Below are 16,721 nucleotides of genomic sequence, written 5' to 3'. Positions count from 1 at the left end.
CCAGGCGGCATAAGGCGCGCTTTGATGCGGTCTTTTTTTCGCGCGACAGCGCGGACGCTTTTTCGAACTCGATCGAGCGCGCACATCGCGGCGCGACGACGCAAGCGGGCATGCCGAATCGGCGTGCGTATGTGAGTTGGGCAGCTTAACGCGAAAAAAAGCGCGCGAATATCTCTCGTGCTGGTTGCGTACCGACAAGGTTTTCGTGTACTTTACGAGATTGAAAATGCGTGTTTTGAAATGTGCGGAAATTTGAAGTCGCACATGCCGCAGAAATGATCGCGATACGGGATACAGATTCACACAGATATGCACAAGACCACACTGTTTTTGTTGAGCCGTCTTTCCTGATTAGGTTCAGGTTGGGCGGTTTTTTGTTTGAAAACGAAAACCGTGCATGGCTGCGACGTAGGTCCATGGAGCTGAACATACGCCCGACCACCCGCAAAACGTCGCAACAAGATTAGTACCTGAGCGCCGTCCGGCCACGGACGGCGACCAGGTCGATGGCTGAAGTGCTGCACTCGTGAGGGGTTGCAGCAGTTCAGCTGGTGCCGAATTCATTAGCGCAAACCGTAGTCCGTTTGCGCCGATGAATAATTCGCCTGGCCTAATTCCGGGCCGGACGGGTTTAAATCTTGTAATGAATTTTTCCCATCCCCGATGAAGGAGAACTAAAAATGGCAACAGCCGCAAAGAAACCAGCAGCAAAGAAACCGGCCGCTAAAGCCGCCGCCCCAGCGAAAAAGCCTGTCGCAGCGAAAGCCGCCGCCAAGCCAGCAGTGAAAGCTGCCGCCAAACCAGCCGCTAAAGCCGCAGCTAAACCAGCTGTGAAAAAAGCAGCCGCCAAGCCAGTCGCGAAAAAAGCAGCCGCCAAGCCAGCAGCAAAAGCAGCGGCCAAGCCAGCAGTGAAAAAAGCCGCTGCCAAGCCAGTCGCTAAAAAAGCCGCAGCTAAACCAGCAGCCAAGCCAGCAGCGAAAAAAGTAGCCGCTAAACCAGCAGCGAAAAAAGTCGTCGCCAAAGCAGCAGCCAAGCCAGCAGCGAAAAAAGCGGCAGCCAAGCCAGCAGCGAAAAAAGTAGCCGCTAAACCAGCAGCTAAAAAAGTCGTCGCCAAAGCAGCAGCCAAGCCAGCCGCCAAAGCCGCCGCCAAGCCAGCAGCTAAAAAAGTCGCCGCCAAACCAGCAGCGAAAAAAGTAGCAGCCAAGCCAGCAGCGAAAAAAGCAGCCGCCAAGCCAGCAGCAAAAAAAGCAGCCGCTAAACCAGCAGCCAAGCCAGCAGCCAAAGCTGCCGCCAAGCCAGCAGCTAAAAAAGCTGTCGCCAAAAAACCAGCGGTAAAAGCAGCAGCCAAACCGGCTGCAAAGGCAGCGGCTAAGCCAGCAGCAAAAAAGCCGGTTAAAGCAGCCGCCAAGCCGGTTGCTAAAAAGCCAGTCGCTAAGAAAGCCGCCGCTAAACCGGCAGCCGCTCCAGCCGCTGCACCAGCCGCAGCACCAGTCGTGGCAGCCGCCGCGAAACCTGCTGTGAAAAAGGCCGCGCCGAAAAAGGCTGCCGCACCGAAGAAGGAAGCTGTCGCCAAGCCAGCCGCTCCAGCTCCGGCCGCCGCTCCCGCAGCAAAGACCGTGTTGGCACCGGCCGCGGCATGGCCGTTCCCAACCAGCACCCGTCCTAGCTAATTAAATAGCTTGGATGCCTGCTGAGGCAATGGGCCGCTGTGTGAGACAATCACACAGCGGTTTTTTTTTGGAGGGGACTCGTGCTTAGTATTCTCGTGTTGATTGTCGACGCCATCGCCACCCTGCTGGGCGGGGCCTTGCTGTTGCGTTTCTGGATGCAGGCGATCCGCGTCCGCCCACCGGCTTCGGTGGCCCAATTCACGTTCCAGCTGTCGGACTGGCTGGTGCGCCCGCTGCGCCGCATCGTGCCCGGCGTGGGCGGCTACGACTGGGCCAGCCTGATCGGCGCCTTCCTGATCGTGCTGCTGGCCACCTCGGTGATGTACCTGGCCGGCTGGACCACGCCGCTGGTGCTGCTGATGGCCTGCCAGCGTTTCCTGCAGTGGATCCTGTACGGCTTCATGGCCCTGCTGGTGGTCGAGGCCATCTTCAGCTGGGTGAATCCGCATGCGCCGCTGGCGCCGTTCGTGCGCGCGCTCAACGAGCCGCTGCTGCGGCCGATCCGCCGCGTGGTGCCGCTGGTCGGCAACCTGGACCTGTCGCTGCTGGTGGCGCTGATCCTGCTGCAGATCGCGCTGCTGGTGCTGGGCATGCTGTTCAGCGGACGCTGAGCGGGCTGACCCGACGTAAAAAAGCCCCGCCTGCCTGAGCGCGCTTCGAGAGCGCGCCCAGTGCAGGCGGGGCTTTTTTGCGCGGCTCGATTAGTAGCGGTAGCCGAACGCGGCTTCGAAGCGGTCGGCGATCTCGGCGGCCGTCGGCTTGTGGTTCTGCGCGCCCTTGCTGGCGATCTTGATCGCGCCCAGCAGGCTGGCCAGGCGGCCGGTGGTTTCCCATTTCCAGCCGTTGGTGATGCCGAACAGCAGGCCGGCGCGGTAGGCGTCGCCGCAGCCGGTCGGGTCCACCGCCTCGGCCACCGGCACCGCCGGGATCTCGATGCGCTGGCCGCCGGTGTAGATCTCCGAGCCGTTTTCGCCGCGCGTGATGATCAGCGCTTCCAGGCGGCTGGCGATCTGCGGCACGGTCAGGCCGGTGCGGTCCATCAGCAGCTCGATCTCGTAGTCGTTGGTGGTGACGTAGGTGGCCTGGTCGATGAAGGCGATCAGCTCGGCGCCGTTGAACATCGGCAGCTGCTGGCCCGGGTCGAAGATGAACGGGATCTGCAGCTTGGCCAGGTCGGCCGCGTGCTTCTGCATGCCCAGGTGGCCGTCCGGCGAGATGATGGCGATCGCGGCCGGGCCGGCCTTGGCGACGTCGTTCTCGTGCGCGTACGACATGGCGCCCGGGTGGAAGGCGTTGATCTGGTTGTTGTCCTCGTCGGCGGTGACGAAGCACTGGGCGTTGTAGGCTTCCGGCTTGATCAGGATGTTGTCGGTGGACAGGCCCAGCTTGCGGAAGCGCTCCATGTAGGCGGCGTTGTCCTGGCCCATGACGCCGACGATGCGCGGATCGCCGCCCAGCAGCTTGAGGTTGTAGGCGATGTTGGGCGCGCAGCCGCCGAACTCGGTACGCATGGTCGGCGCCAGGAAGGAGACGTTGACCTTGTGCAGCTGGTCGGCCAGCAGGATGCTGTCGAAGCGGCCGGGGAATTGCAGGATGGTGTCGATGGCGATCGAACCGCAAATCAGGGAGGTTGGAGTCATGATGGATCTTAAGGGTAGAAGACTGCGATGTGATAGCCGGATGCTTTCAGCTGGCTCAGTTCAAAGTACAGTTTGACAGATTGTTCGGTGTGCGGGGCGAAGCCCTTGTCCAGCGCGACGTCGGGGCCGAGGTATTCGCGCGGCGTGAACACGCGGCGCAGCACGGCCTTGTCGCTGGCGTCGTCCAGCACCAGTTCGATGTGCGGCCAGGCTTGCGCGGTGCTGCTCTGGTTGCGCAACTGGGTGGTGAAGGAGAACGTGGTGTCGCTCAGGGTTTGCAGCTCGCCCTGTTCGATGCTGAGGTCGTCTATCTGCGCCGGCAGTTCGATCTTGCAGCCGAGCGCGTTGCAGGCGGCGGTCAGCGCCGGCTTGAGCGGCGGCAGCGCGGCGGCGATCTGGTTGCGGAAGGTGGTCAGGCCTTGCGCGGCCAGGGCGGCCACCAGCAGCAGCGAGCCCAAGCTCATGGCGATGGTGGCGGCCTTGCCGAACTTCTGGCGGCGGCGGTCGCGCTTGATGAAGCCGGGTTCTTCGGCTTCGGCGGTGTCGGTGTCCGCTTCCGTTTCGGCGAACGGCTCGGCCATCACATGGGCCGGGGCACGGGCGGACTGGGCTTCCGCCAGGCCGGCCGAGGACAGGTGTACCAGCGCTTCTTCGTCGACATCGTCGAGTTCGTTGAAGCGTTCGGCCAGGCTGGGCGGCGGCGCGGCGGCCGGCATGTCGTCCAGCGTCGGTTCGCGGCGCTCGCTGGCGGCGACCGAGGTGAAGGCGTCGTCGGAGGCCGGCTCGGCTTCGCCTTCCGGCGGGGCGATGTTCTGCTCCATCACGGCCAGCTCGGCGGCCAGCGCGGCTTCCAGTTCTTCGTCCGACATGGCTTCGATGCTGAGCGCGTCTTCGAGCGGCTCAGCGTCGGCTTGCGGTTCGGCGGCGGCGTCGAAGGATTCTGCGCCCCATTGCGGCTCGACGGCGGCGATTGGCTCTGGCGCGACGGCTGGCTCGTGCGCGGCTTCCGGCTCAGGCTCTACATCAAGGTCGAGATTGAGATCCAGCGCTTCTTCCACCGCGGGCGGCAGGCTGGCGGGCTCGGCGGGCAGCGCGAGTGTGGTGGCGATCGGTTCGTCGTCGTAGCGCTGGTCGTCCGGCTCGGGGGCGGCGACATACGCCCCAGCCTCGGCGGCGTTCGGCTCGGGTTCGGCGGCGCCCACCTCGGCCTCGGCCGCGTGTGGCTCAGTCTTGGCGACGTGCGCCTCGGCCTCGGCCGTGTCGAGCGCGGTGTCGAGTTCCAGCGTGTAGATGGGTTCTGCGGTGTCGCTGCCCAGCACTTCGGCCGCGCGGGTGTCGAGCGCGGCCATCTTCTGGTCGAAGGGCGTGGGTTCGGGCAGCGGGGAAGGGGAGAGGGCGGAGACGGGCGCCGCAGGGGGCGCGGCTAGCGGCTCCAGCAGGGCCGCGTTGCCATCGAAGACTTCATTACAGGAGCCACAGCGCACTATGCCCCCACGTAATTTCAACTGGTCATGGGCGACCCGAAATATCGTGTTGCAGTGGGGGCATTTGGTGGCGAGCGCCATTGCTGTGGTTAGCGCGCCGCTGGAACCACGTCGCTGCCGAGGCGGCCATGCAGGGCCACCCAGCCGTCTTGCTCAGCCCAGACGCCCAGCTTGATGAACGGTGCGTACGCGGCGGCCACTTCCTCGGCCTGGCGCGCCAGCACGCCCGACAGGATCAGCGCGCCACCGTCGGCCACGCGGCCCGACAGCATCGGCGCCATCAGCTTGAGCGGGCTCGACAGGATGTTGGCGACCACGATGTCGAAACGCTGGGTCGCATGCTTCGATTGCGCGAAGCTGTCCGGCAGGAAGTACTCGATCTCGCACTTGTTACGCTGCGCGTTGTCGGCCGCCGACTCGATCGCCTGCGGATCGATGTCCACGCCGACCACTTCGCCGGCGCCAACCTTCTTGGCCACCATGGCCAGGATGCCGGAGCCGCAGCCGTAGTCCAGCACGGTCTTGCCCGGCGCCGGGTTCGCTTCCAGCCACTCCATGCACAGGCGGGTGGTCGGGTGCGAGCCGGTGCCGAAGGCCAGGCCAGGGTCCAGTTCCAGGATCAGGCCGTTGGCGTCCGGCGCCTCGTGCCAGCTCGGCACGACCCAGATGTTCTTGCCGATGTGGATGGGCGCGAACTGCGACTGCGTCAGGCGCACCCAGTCCTGTTCCTCCACCTTACGGGTGGTGAACTTGGGCAGCGCCGCCAGGCCGATCTGGCCGGCCGCGGCCGCCACGATCACGGCCTGGTCGTCATCTTCATTGGTCAGGGCGACCACGCGGCTGTGTTCCCATGCCGCTTCGGTCGGCTCCATGCCCGGCTCGCCGAACAGCGGCTTTTCCGCGTCGGTGCCTTCGTCCGCGTCTTCCACGGACACCGACAGCGCGCCCACGTCCATCAGGGCTTCCGACAGTGCTTCCGCGTGGTCGCGGGCGATTTCGATGACGATTTCAGTCCAGCTCATTATTGTGGCGCCTTGTTACTCAAACTCAGTTTATGCAGGTCCGGCATGTCCGCCAGCTTCTGCTCCAGATAGTGGATGTTGGTGCCGCCTTCGATGAAGCGGGCGTCGACCATCAGCTCGCGGTGCAGCGGGATGTTGGTCGAAATGCCCTCGACCACCATTTCCGACAGCGCGATCTGCATGCGGCGGATCGCCTGCTCGCGGGTGGCGCCGTAGGTGATGACCTTGCCGATCATCGAATCATAGTGCGGCGGTACATAATACCCCGCATACGAGTGCGAGTCGACGCGCACGCCGGGGCCGCCCGGCACGTGCCAGGAGGTGATGCGGCCTGGCGACGGCGTGAACTTGAACGGGTCTTCGGCGTTGATGCGGCACTCGATGGCGTGGCCGGACAGCATCACGTCGCGCTGGCGGAAGCGCAGCTTCTCGCCGGCCGCGATGCGGATCTGTTCCTGCACGATGTCGATGCCGGTGATCATTTCGGTGACCGGGTGTTCGACCTGCACGCGGGTGTTCATCTCGATGAAGTAGAACTCGCCGTTCTCATACAGGAACTCGAAAGTGCCGGCGCCGCGGTAGCCGATCTTGCGGCAGGCTTCGGCGCAGCGGTCGCCCACTTTCTCGATCAGCTTGCGCGGGATGCCCGGCGCTGGCGCTTCCTCGATGACCTTCTGGTGGCGGCGCTGCATCGAGCAGTCGCGTTCGCCCAGCCAGACGGCGTTCTTGTGTTCGTCGGCGAGGATCTGGATTTCCACGTGGCGCGGATTTTCCAGGTACTTCTCCATGTAGACTTCCGGATTGCCGAAGGCGGTACCGGCTTCGGTCTTGGTCATCGCCACGGCGTTGATCAGGGCCGCCTCGGTGTGCACCACGCGCATGCCGCGTCCGCCACCGCCGCCGGCCGCCTTGATGATGACCGGGTAGCCGACCTTGCGCGCAATTTGCACGATCGCCTTTGGATCGTCCGGCAACGCGCCTTCCGAACCTGGCACGCACGGCACGCCGGCCTTGATCATGGTTTGCTTGGCCGAGACCTTGTCGCCCATGATGCGGATCGATTCGGAGCGGGGGCCGATGAAGACGAAGCCGGATTTTTCCACGCGCTCGGCGAAGTCGGCGTTCTCCGACAGGAAGCCGTAGCCCGGGTGGATCGCTTCGGCGTCCGTGACTTCGGCGGCGCTGATGATGGCCGGCATGTTCAGGTAGCTGAGCGTCGATGGCGCAGGACCGATACACACCGATTCATCCGCCAACTTGACGTATTTGGCGTCTTTGTCTGCTTCCGAGTGGACCACAACCGTCTTGATGCCCAGTTCGCGGCAAGCGCGCTGGATACGGAGGGCAATTTCGCCACGGTTGGCGATAAGGATTTTTTCAAACATGATAGGTTCGCGTATGTCTGTGAGCACCGGCAGGGCCGGTAACGTCAGGTAGAGGAGGGAATGCGGACCAAGCCGGCGCGCCCGTCACCGAGGGGGAGGGCGCAGGCCGGTCTTAGCCTATCACAAACAGCGGCTGGCCGAATTCGACCGGCTGGCCGTTCTCGACCAGGATCTGGGTGATCGTGCCGGACTTGTCGGCGTCGATTTCATTGAGCAGCTTCATCGCTTCGATGATGCACAGGGTGTCGCCTTCCTTGACGGTGGCGCCCACTTCGACATACGCCGGCGAGCCTGGCGAGGACGAACGGTAGAAGGTGCCGACCATCGGCGACTTGACCACGTGGCCGGTCGGCTCGGCGGCGACGGCTGCGACCGGCGCGGCTGCGGCGGCTGGTGCGGGTGCTTGCGCCGGGGCGGCGTGGTATTGCGGCATGCCTTGCGGCTGCATCATCACCATCTGGTTCTGCGGCATGGCGGACGACTTGACGATGCGTACTTTGCTCTCGCCTTCGGTCACTTCGAGCTCGGCGATATCCGATTCCGCGACCAGATCGATCAAGGTCTTCAGCTTGCGTAAATCCATGTAACCCCCAGGAATGTCTTTGTTATGTAAGTGTGAGCGGTGCGCCTTGTGGGCGGGAACCGCGCGAAATTGCGCGCAGATCGCGTAGATTATCGCCTTTTAAGGACGAAGTCGATGGCAAACCGATATCCTTCGATACCCAGTCCGCAAATAGTACCTATAGCGATCGCGCTAAGAAATGAGTGATGGCGAAACGTCTCGCGCTGGTAAATATTCGAAATATGCACTTCAACAAACGGTATCGCCACCCCCGCCAAGGCGTCGCGCAAGGCCACGCTGGTGTGGGTCAGGCCGCCCGGGTTGATGACGATGGCGTCCACGCCTTCCGTTCTGGCGGCATGGATGCGGTCGATCAGCGCCCCTTCGTGGTTGCTCTGGAAGCAGGACAAGCTCGCGCCCGCCGCCTGGGCTTGCGCCTGGGCTGCGTGTTCGATGTCGGCCAAAGTGCTAGCGCCGTAGACCTCGGGCTCGCGGCTACCCAGCAAATTCAGGTTGGGGCCGTTGAGCAGTAGGAGGTTTTTTGCCATGGTTCAGGACCGTTTTCCGCGAAAGTTCCGCATTTTGCCGCCAACTGCCGGCATTGGCAAGAGAAAAAAACTTGTAAAACTATTTACAGAGTTGCCAGGTCCTTGCGCAGCTCGTCAAACTTCAGGCGGCCCAGATAGGTCTTCTTGACTTGGCCGTCGGCGCCGATCAGCACGGTGTACGGCAGGCCGCCGGCGCCGTTGCCGAAGGCGCGCGACAGGTCGGTGCCGGCCATGCCGGCGACGAAGACTGGATAGCTGATTTTGAACTTGTCGTTAAATTCGGCGATATTTGTTGCCGAATCTATACCAATTCCGATAACTTGCAGCTTCTTACCCTCTTCTCCGGCTGCCAGCGCCGACAGTTCCGGCATCTCCTGCACGCACGGGCCGCACCACGGCGCCCAGAAATTGACCAGCATGGCTTTGCCTTTATATTGGGCCAGCGGCTGGGCCACGCCCTTGGCGTCCGGCAGAGTCTGCTTATATAAGTCGTTCACCGGGCCGGTGATCCCGGCCGGCTGGGTGGTGGCGATCGGCGACGCCTGGTCTTTTTTATGCATGCCGACGTAGGCGCCGGACGCGGCAAATAGCAAAGCGACAACGACGTAGGCGGCGAGATGTTTTTGATTCATGATATGGATGGGTCTTGGTTTTCGTGAGTACTGTTAACTAGTAGGGCGCGCACGGTGGCGATATCGGCGCGCATCAATTTGCCATCGGCGCGGGTCTTGACGGCGCCGCGCAGGTCGTCCAGCTCATATAAGGCGGCGTGCACGCCTTCCTTGTGCCACATGAAACTCACCGTCTCGACCGAGCCGTAGCGCGGACCCTTGAAGTGCGGGGTTTCCGAAATGTCGATCTGCAGGTTGCGGTTCAGCAGGAAGATTTCCACTTCCTTGGCGCTGTCGGCGAACAGCTGCAGGTGGATGTCGTCGTGCGGGCCGGCCGTGCCGTTCAGCACGGCGCCGGTCAGATAGGGCTGGAAGGCGGACAGGCCGTCCATGATGTCGACCGCCAGCGTGCGCAGCCGGAACAGGCGCGCCGGCTGGGTGTCGGCATGGAACAGCGACTGGTAGATCCGCACTTCCGCCTCGATCTGGGCGTTGTCCGGCAGCAGGTTGAGCGGCGGCTGGGTGTCGCCGAGGATCTGCTTGGCGGCCTTGCGCTTGGCGCTGTTGTAGTCGTGGCCGTCCTGGGCGATCAGGCGCGCGGCGGCCGCGGCGATCTCGGCGCGCAGCAGCAGGACTTCTTCGGTGGCATTGGACGTCATGGACGAGATAATACTCCGAACCGGGAAAAGGGCGTCAGGTCGGGTAAAATCCCGTATTCATTCGTCGTCTTGATCACCATGCATATTCATATACTCGGCATTTGCGGCACTTTCATGGGCGGCCTGGCTGTCCTGGCAAAAGAAGCCGGCCACCGCGTCACCGGCTGCGATGCCAACGTCTATCCTCCGATGAGCACCCAGCTGGAAGCCCAAGGCATCGAACTGATCCAGGGCTTCGGCCCGGAACAGGTGCAGCTCAACCCCGACCTGTACGTGATCGGCAATGTCGTCTCGCGCGGCAATCCGCTGATCGAGGAGATCATGAACCGCGGCCTGCCGTTTGTCTCCGGCCCGCAATGGATCGGCGACCACATATTAAAAGACAAGTGGGTGCTGGCCGTGGCCGGCACGCACGGCAAGACCACCACCTCGGCCATGCTGACCTGGATACTGGAAGACGCCGGCTACGCGCCCGGCTTCCTGATCGGCGGCGTGCCGATGAACTTCGGCGTCTCGGCCCGCATGCAGGGCGACAAGGACTCGATCTTCTTCGTCATCGAGGCCGACGAGTACGACACCGCCTTCTTCGACAAGCGCAGCAAGTTCGTGCACTACCACGCCAAGACCGCGATCCTGAACAACCTGGAATACGATCACGCCGACATCTTCCCCGATCTGGGCGCGATCGAAACCCAATTCCACCACCTGGTGCGCACCGTGCCGGGCATCGGCCGGGTCATCTACAACGCCGACGAGGCCTCGCTGCAGCGCGTGCTCAAGCGCGGCTGCTGGAGCGAGAAGGAAGGCTTCGGCGGCGCCGAGGGCGCCGATTGGGCGATGAAGGAATACGATGACGGCAGCTTCGACGTGATTTTCGGCGGCGAAGTGGCCGGCCATGTCGAGTGGAAGCTGACGGGCAAGCACAACCGCGCCAACGCGCTGGCCGCGATCGCCGCCGCTCGCCACGTCGGCGTGCCGGTGGCGCAGGCGGCCAAGTCGCTGGCCACCTTCGAGAACGTCAAGCGCCGCATGGAAGTGCGCGGCGTGGTAAACGATATTACTGTTTATGACGATTTCGCCCATCATCCGACCGCCATCGCCACCACCGTCGGCGGCCTAAGGCAAAAACTCAATAATGTCGGCCCCGCCAAGGCGGAGACCCGCATCCTGGCCGTGCTGGAGCCGCGCTCCAACACCATGAAGCTGGGCGCGATGAAGGATGCGCTGCCGGGCAGCCTGTCCGACGCCGACCTGGTGTTCGGCTACGGCAGCAAGCAGGCGCTGGGCTGGAGCCTGGGCGACGCGCTGGCGCCGCTGGGCCAGCTCGCCAGCGCCTATGAAGACATCGATGCATTGGTGGCAGCCATCGTCCAGGCCGCGCGGCCGGGCGACCAGATCCTGGTGATGAGCAACGGCGGCTTCGGCGGCGTGCACAACAAGATACTGGAAGCGCTGGCGCGATGATCCTCTATCTGCACGGATTCCGCTCGTCGCCGAAGTCGATGAAGGCGCGCGTGATGGCCGAGCGCATGGCGGCATTGGGCCTGTCGGACCAGTTCATCTGCCCGCAGCTGCCGGCCTCGCCAAAGCTGGCGATGGAATTGGCGCTCTCTTTAATAGAGCGCGTGCCGGCCAGCGAGCTGAGCATCGTCGGTTCCTCGCTGGGCGGCTACTACGCCACCTGGCTGGCTGAGCGCATCGGCTGCCGCGCCGTGCTGCTGAATCCGGCCATCGTGCCGCTCAAGGACCTGGACCAGCACGTCGGCGTGACCACGCAATTCCATTCCGACGAGCCGTTCGAGTTCAAGCGGGAATACATCGAGGAGTTGCGCGCCCTGGCCGTCAATCCGGTCACGCGGCAGGAGCGCTACTTCCTGATCGCCGCCACCGGCGACGAAGTGCTGGACTATCGCGATATGGTGGCGCACTATGCGGGCGCGCGCCAGCACGTGATCGAGGGCAGCGACCACGGCATTTCCGAGTTCCCCGACTATGTGGAGTCTGTACTGGAATTCTGCGGTATCGAGGCGCATCAGTGACGGCGGCAATTCGCGCGCGTGTACGTACCCCCTCGCTGCGGCAGACACAATGGCAACCGCACGTGCTGGCGCTGAACGCGCCGCCGGGCTACCGCCAGTGGCTGACCGCCGACGGTTCGCTGACCGCCAAGCTGAAAGCGCACAGCCGCGCCTTCCGCGTGCAGTGCCTGCACCAGACCACGGCGCGCTGCCTGTCGGACGAGGCGGCCGCGATCGGCATGCACCGGCCGGGCCGCGTCTGGGAGAGGGAAGTGCTGCTGCGGTGTGATAATACGCCTGCGGTGTTCGCGCACACGGTAGTGCCGATGTCGGCCACGGCCGCCGACTGGCCACTGTTCAGCGCACTGGGCGAGCGCTCGCTGGGCACGACCCTGTTTGGTGACCCGCAAGTGCGGCGTGGTGTTTTGGAATTTGCAAGATTGCGGGAAGGGCATCCCCTGGCGCAGCGCGCGCGCAGGGCGCTCGGGCTGGACGGCCCGCAAGAGCTCATATTATATGCACGGCGCTGTCTATATCGGCGCCGTCAAGGTACCCTGCTGGTGACGGAAGTGTTTTTACCTTCCGTACTGGAATTGAAACTAATAACAACGAACAGAAGCTAGCAATGAATCTATTTTTCGAAGAATCCGGCGATTTCAAGGTCGGCTCCATGATGTCGCAAGCCGGCGAGGCCTACCAGGTGGAAATGGCCAGCGGCAAGCGCACCAAGGTCAAGATCAAGGACGTGCTGCTGCAGTACGAGAAGCCGTCGCCGACGGATTTGATGGAACAGGCCAAGGCGGTCGCGGCCGACATCGACCTCGACTTCCTGTGGGAAGTGGCGGGCGAGGAGGAATTCGGCTTCGCCGAGCTGGGCGCCGAATACTTCGGCCACGCGCCGCTGCCGGCCGAAGCCGCCGGCCTGATCCTGAGCCTGCACTCGGCGCCGATCTACTTCTACAAGAAGGGCCGTGGCCGCTACAAGGCCGCGCCCGAGCAATCGCTGCGCGCCGCGCAAGCCGGCATCGAGAAAAAGAAACAGCAGGCGCTGGTGCAGGCCGCGTACGTCGAAGAGCTGAAGGCCAACAAGCTGCCGGCCGCGATGCAGAACATCGTCATGCAGCTGCTGTTCAAGCCGGACAAGAACTCCATCGAATACAAGGCGCTGGAGGCGGCCTGCAACGAGCTGCACACCAATCCGCAGCGGCTGATGCTGGCGGCCGGCGGCATCGCCTCGCCCAAGGCGCTGCACATGGCCAAGTTCCTGTTCGAGAACTTCCCGCGCGGCGCCGGCTTCCCGGACGTGCCGGTGCCGGTGCCGCCGACCAATCTGCCGCTGGCCAAAGTGCAAGCGTTCTCCATCGACGACGTCACCACCACCGAGATCGACGACGCCTTCTCCGTCACCAAGCTGGACGACGGCAACGTCAAGATCGGCATCCACATCGCCGCGCCGGGCCTGGGCATCCAGCCGGACGACGCGGTCGACAAGATGGCGCGCGCGCGCATGTCCACCGTCTACATGCCCGGCGATAAGATCACCATGCTGCCGGACGCCATCGTCGAGGCGTTCACGCTGGCCGAGGGCAAGACCTGCCCGGCGCTGTCGCTGTACGCCACGCTGAACCCGGCCGACTGGTCGGTGCTGGCCACCGAGACCCGCGCCGAGATGGTGCCGATCGCGAACAACCTGCGCCACAACGACCTCGACGACCTGGTCAACGAGGAAACGCTGGCCAGCGGCGAGGGCGACTATCCGCACAAGGAATCGCTGGGCCTGATCTGGAAATGGGCGCAGGTATTGGAGGCGGCGCGCATGGTCAAGCGCGAGGGCTTCGGCCTGAAGCCGGAACAGAACAACCGCGTGGACTTCAACTTCTACGTGGAAGACGACGTGGTCACGGTCAGCCGCCGCAAGCGCGGCGCGCCGCTGGACAAGATCGTGGCCGAGCTGATGATCTTCGCCAACAGCACCTGGGGCAAGCTGATGCACGACCACGGCGTGCCGGGCATCTACCGCAGCCAAGGGCAGGGCGTGGGCGGCTGGGCCGCCAAGATGCAGGTGCGCATGCTGACCCATGCGGCGCCGCACCAGGGCCTGGGCGTGGACCAGTACGCGTGGAGCACCTCGCCGCTGCGCCGCTACACCGACCTGGTCAACCAGTGGCAGATCCTGGCGTGCGCCGAGCACGGCGTGACCGCGCCGCTGGTCGCGCACTTCAAGCACAAGGATGCCAACCTGTTCGCCATCGTGTCGCAGTTCGACGCGGCGTACGCGGCGTATGGCGATCATCAATCGAACATGGAACGCTACTGGTGCTTGCGCTGGCTGGGCCAGCAGGACGCGCGCCAGGTCGAGGCTGTGGTGCTCAAGGACGAGGTGCTGCGCCTGGTCGACATTCCGCTGATTATCCGCCTGCCGGGCATGCCGCAGGTGGCGCGCGGCGCGCAGGTCAAGCTGGACATCCTGCGCTGGGACGAGGTGGACCTGACCATCGAAGCGCGCATCCTGGAAATCCCGACCACCGACACGGTGGCCGCCGATGCCGAGCTGGACTACGAGGACGAGGAAGCACCAGAAGAAGCGGTCGACGCGCCGGAAGTGGCGGTCGAGGCCGCTGCCGAGGAGCCGGCGGCGGAATAAAACCCGCAGCCCCGCGTTTGCTTTGACGTAAAATCAGCCCTAACTTTTCTACCCGCCGGCCTCGCGTGAAGTCTTTCAAAGAAAACCGCTTGCTGTACCTCGCCATCGGCCTGTCGCTGATGGCGCATGGCGCCTTGCTCGCGGTGCACTTTGTCGCGCCCAAGCCGGCGCCGGTGCAGGCCACCGATCCGGGGCTGGAAGTCATCCTGGTCAACGCCAAGCACAGCAAGGCGCCGCTGAAGGCCGACGCGCTGGCCCAGGCCAACCTGGACGGCGGCGGCACGGTCGACAAGGGCCGTTCCAAATCGCCGCTGCCCGACATGCGCAAGATGGAAACGGGCGACAGCATCAAGGCCGCCAAGCGCCGCATCGCCGAGCTGGAGGAGAAGCAGCGCAACCTGCTGACGCAGGCGGCCAAGCAGATTCCGTTCACCGCGCCGCCGGTGACGGAAAAGACCAAGCCCGACCCGTTGCCGACCGGCGCCGACCTGCTCGAGTCAAGCAAGGCGATCGCCCGCCGGGTGGCCGAGATCAGCGAGACGATAGAGGACCAGAACAAGCGCCCCAAAAAGACCCTGATCACGCCAAGCACGCGCGAGGTTGGTTACGCCAACTACTACAAGACGATGCAGAAGCGGATCGAAGACATTGGCACGCTGAATTTTCCGCAGCAGAATGGCCGCAAACTGTATGGCCAGTTGATGTTGTCGATCCCTGTATTCCAGGACGGAACGATCTACGACAAGGAAGGCATCAAGGTCGAACGCAGCTCCGGCAATGCGGCGCTGGATGAGGCGGCGATTCGCATCGTGCGCCGGTCCGCGCCGTTCGGCAAGTTCCCGCCGAATATGCTGTCGAACGACAGGGACGATCTGTGGGTGATCGTCACGACTTTCAAATTCACCCGCGAAGACAAACTACAAGCCGACTTAAGCGGCGGAGGACGTTGATGGACCGCTACTGCGTTTTCGGCAATCCGATTGCCCATAGCAAATCGCCCGAGATCCACGCCGCGTTCGCGGCCCAGACCGGGCAGGAACTGACCTATGAAAAACGGCTGGCGCCGGTGGACGGCTTTGCCGCCGCCGTGCAAGCCTTCATCGCCGAGGGCGGCAAGGGCGCCAACGTCACCGTGCCGTTCAAGCTGGACGCGGTGAAGGTGGCGCAGGCGCTGACCATCCGCGCGCGCGCGGCCGGCGCCGTCAATACGCTGCACTTCACCGAGGACGGCATCGTTGGCGACAACACCGACGGCGCGGGACTGGTGGCCGACATCGTCAGCAATGCCGGCGTGCCGATCACCGGCAAGCGCGTGCTGCTGCTGGGCGCGGGCGGCGCGGCGCGTGGCGTGGTGCTGCCGATCCTGGAGCATCGCCCGGCGCAGCTGGTCATCGCCAACCGCACTGTGGCCACGGCCGAGGCATTGGCGGAACAGTTCGCCGCGCTGGGCGGCGAGGGCGTGGTGTCGGCCTGCGGCTACGGCGACATCGAGGGCGCGTTCGACATCGTCATCAACGCCACCTCGGCCAGCCTGAGCGCGGAATTGCCGCCGGTGTCGCCGTCGGTGTTCGCGCCGGGCGCGCTTGCTTTGGACATGATGTACGGAGCCTCCCCCACGGTATTCTTGCAGTTCGCGGGCCAGCACGGCGCACGCTTGCGTGACGGCCTGGGCATGCTGGTCGAGCAGGCCGCCGAGGCGTTCAGCCTGTGGCGCGGCGTGCAGCCGGCCACGGCCGACGTGCTGCAGTCGCTGCGGGCCAAGCTGTGAGCGCGGCCAAGGCGGGCAAATGGCGCTGGGTGAAGTGGATCTTCATCCTGCCGGTGCTGCTGTTCCTGGCGGTGCAGCTGTATTTCTTCCTGCAGATCTGGTGGTGGGTGGACCATAATCCGTCGATGACCAGCTTCATGCGCGAACAGCAGTCGGCGCTGCGCGAGAAGAACCCGAACGCCAACATCCAGCAGGTATGGGTGCCGTACAACCGCATCTCGACCAACCTCAAGCGCGCCATCATCGCCTCCGAGGACGCCAATTTCTCCGAGCACGAGGGCGTGGACTGGGACGCGCTGCAAAAGGCCTACGAGAAGAACAACAAGAAACACAAGGTGGTGTCGGGCGGCTCGACCATCACGCAGCAGTTGGCCAAGAACCTGTTCCTGTCGGGCTCGCGCAGCTATGTGCGCAAGGGCCAGGAGCTGATCATCACCTACATGCTGGAAACCTTGATGGACAAGGAACGCATCTTCGAGATCTACCTGAACGTGGTGGAGTTCGGCACCGGCACGTTCGGCGCCGAGGCGGCGGCGCGGCATTATTATGGCGTCAGCGCGGCCAACCTGGGCGCGGCCCAGGCGGCCAAGCTGGCGGTGATGTTGCCCAATCCGCGCTTCTTCGACAAGCACCGCGATTCGGGTTATCTGGCGCGGCGTACCGGCGTGATCCTGCGCCGCATGGGATCGGCGGAACTACCCTAGGAGGCA

The 16,721-nt window shown here is 63.9% G+C and carries 17 protein-coding genes; 9 read left to right on the top strand and 8 right to left on the bottom strand.

Annotation, left to right across the window (positions count from 1 at the left end; genetic code table 11):
• Positions 1-680 precede the first annotated feature (680 nt).
• Together ACUJB0_RS15575 and ACUJB0_RS15570 are read left to right on the top strand one after the other, a co-directional pair.
• On the top strand, positions 681-1,670 hold the full coding sequence (locus ACUJB0_RS15575) for a transcriptional regulator (RefSeq protein WP_161098064.1): 990 nt from the start codon (positions 681-683) through the stop codon (positions 1,668-1,670).
• An 80-nt stretch (positions 1,671-1,750) separates the two neighbouring features.
• The gene (locus ACUJB0_RS15570) at positions 1,751-2,281 is read left to right on the top strand and encodes a YggT family protein (protein ID WP_441307084.1); all 531 of its coding nucleotides are present in this window, start codon (positions 1,751-1,753) and stop codon (positions 2,279-2,281) included.
• Between the two features lie 90 nt (positions 2,282-2,371).
• Here ACUJB0_RS15570 and ACUJB0_RS15565 read toward each other — a convergent pair whose 3' ends face one another.
• The 8 genes from ACUJB0_RS15565 to ACUJB0_RS15530 form a co-directional block, all read right to left on the bottom strand.
• Positions 2,372-3,310, bottom strand: coding sequence for a carbohydrate kinase family protein (locus tag ACUJB0_RS15565; protein ID WP_444846010.1), 939 nt, complete (start codon positions 3,308-3,310; stop codon positions 2,372-2,374).
• A gap of 8 nt (positions 3,311-3,318) precedes the next feature.
• Positions 3,319-4,875 (bottom strand): DUF3426 domain-containing protein, encoded by a 1,557-nt coding sequence (locus ACUJB0_RS15560; RefSeq protein WP_444846009.1) that lies wholly within the window; start codon positions 4,873-4,875, stop codon positions 3,319-3,321.
• Between the two features lie 8 nt (positions 4,876-4,883).
• A complete protein-coding gene (gene prmA / locus ACUJB0_RS15555; protein ID WP_444846008.1) occupies positions 4,884-5,816 on the bottom strand; it encodes a 50S ribosomal protein L11 methyltransferase in 933 nt (310 codons plus the stop codon).
• Complete coding sequence (gene accC, locus ACUJB0_RS15550) at positions 5,816-7,201, bottom strand: acetyl-CoA carboxylase biotin carboxylase subunit (RefSeq protein ID WP_117012071.1); 1,386 nt, start codon at positions 7,199-7,201, stop codon at positions 5,816-5,818. Before accC ends, prmA begins: the two co-directional genes overlap by 1 nt.
• Positions 7,202-7,313: 112 nt before the next feature.
• Complete coding sequence (accB, locus tag ACUJB0_RS15545; RefSeq protein WP_444846007.1) at positions 7,314-7,784, bottom strand: acetyl-CoA carboxylase biotin carboxyl carrier protein; 471 nt, start codon at positions 7,782-7,784, stop codon at positions 7,314-7,316.
• Positions 7,785-7,873: 89 nt separating this feature from the next.
• Positions 7,874-8,311, bottom strand: a complete 438-nt coding sequence (aroQ, locus tag ACUJB0_RS15540; protein WP_161089295.1) for a type II 3-dehydroquinate dehydratase — start codon at positions 8,309-8,311, stop codon at positions 7,874-7,876.
• An 83-nt stretch (positions 8,312-8,394) separates the two neighbouring features.
• Positions 8,395-8,943 (bottom strand): TlpA family protein disulfide reductase, encoded by a 549-nt coding sequence (locus tag ACUJB0_RS15535; protein ID WP_444846006.1) that lies wholly within the window; start codon positions 8,941-8,943, stop codon positions 8,395-8,397.
• Positions 8,940-9,581, bottom strand: a complete 642-nt coding sequence (locus tag ACUJB0_RS15530; protein ID WP_444846005.1) for a hypothetical protein — start codon at positions 9,579-9,581, stop codon at positions 8,940-8,942. Before ACUJB0_RS15530 ends, ACUJB0_RS15535 begins: the two co-directional genes overlap by 4 nt.
• A gap of 78 nt (positions 9,582-9,659) precedes the next feature.
• Here ACUJB0_RS15530 and mpl point away from each other — a divergent pair, with 78 nt between their 5' ends.
• The 7 genes from mpl to mtgA all read left to right on the top strand — a co-directional run bounded on the left by mpl (position 9,660) and on the right by mtgA (position 16,715).
• A complete protein-coding gene (mpl, locus tag ACUJB0_RS15525) occupies positions 9,660-11,045 on the top strand; it encodes a UDP-N-acetylmuramate:L-alanyl-gamma-D-glutamyl-meso-diaminopimelate ligase (RefSeq protein WP_444846004.1) in 1,386 nt (461 codons plus the stop codon).
• Positions 11,042-11,620 (top strand): YqiA/YcfP family alpha/beta fold hydrolase, encoded by a 579-nt coding sequence (locus ACUJB0_RS15520; RefSeq protein WP_444846003.1) that lies wholly within the window; start codon positions 11,042-11,044, stop codon positions 11,618-11,620. The genes mpl and ACUJB0_RS15520 overlap by 4 nt, the downstream gene beginning before the upstream one ends.
• Positions 11,621-11,628: 8 nt before the next feature.
• Positions 11,629-12,222 (top strand): chorismate--pyruvate lyase family protein, encoded by a 594-nt coding sequence (locus tag ACUJB0_RS15515; protein ID WP_444846058.1) that lies wholly within the window; start codon positions 11,629-11,631, stop codon positions 12,220-12,222.
• Positions 12,223-12,224: 2 nt separating this feature from the next.
• Positions 12,225-14,243, top strand: coding sequence for a ribonuclease catalytic domain-containing protein (locus tag ACUJB0_RS15510; protein WP_444846002.1), 2,019 nt, complete (start codon positions 12,225-12,227; stop codon positions 14,241-14,243).
• A gap of 65 nt (positions 14,244-14,308) precedes the next feature.
• A complete protein-coding gene (locus ACUJB0_RS15505; protein ID WP_444846001.1) occupies positions 14,309-15,193 on the top strand; it encodes a TonB family protein in 885 nt (294 codons plus the stop codon).
• On the top strand, positions 15,193-16,011 hold the full coding sequence (gene aroE, locus ACUJB0_RS15500; protein WP_444846000.1) for a shikimate dehydrogenase: 819 nt from the start codon (positions 15,193-15,195) through the stop codon (positions 16,009-16,011). Before ACUJB0_RS15505 ends, aroE begins: the two co-directional genes overlap by 1 nt.
• Positions 16,008-16,715 carry a monofunctional biosynthetic peptidoglycan transglycosylase gene (gene mtgA / locus ACUJB0_RS15495; protein ID WP_444845999.1) on the top strand — a complete coding sequence of 236 codons (708 nt, stop codon included), beginning with the start codon at positions 16,008-16,010 and terminating at the stop codon, positions 16,713-16,715. The genes aroE and mtgA overlap by 4 nt, the downstream gene beginning before the upstream one ends.
• The last annotated feature ends 6 nt before the right edge of the window (positions 16,716-16,721 follow it).

This window comes from Duganella caerulea, from assembly GCF_040362985.1.
In the GTDB taxonomy this organism is placed as follows: Bacteria; Pseudomonadota; Gammaproteobacteria; order Burkholderiales; family Burkholderiaceae_D; genus Rugamonas; species Rugamonas vulcania.
This window is presented reverse-complemented; position numbering and strand designations above follow the sequence as displayed.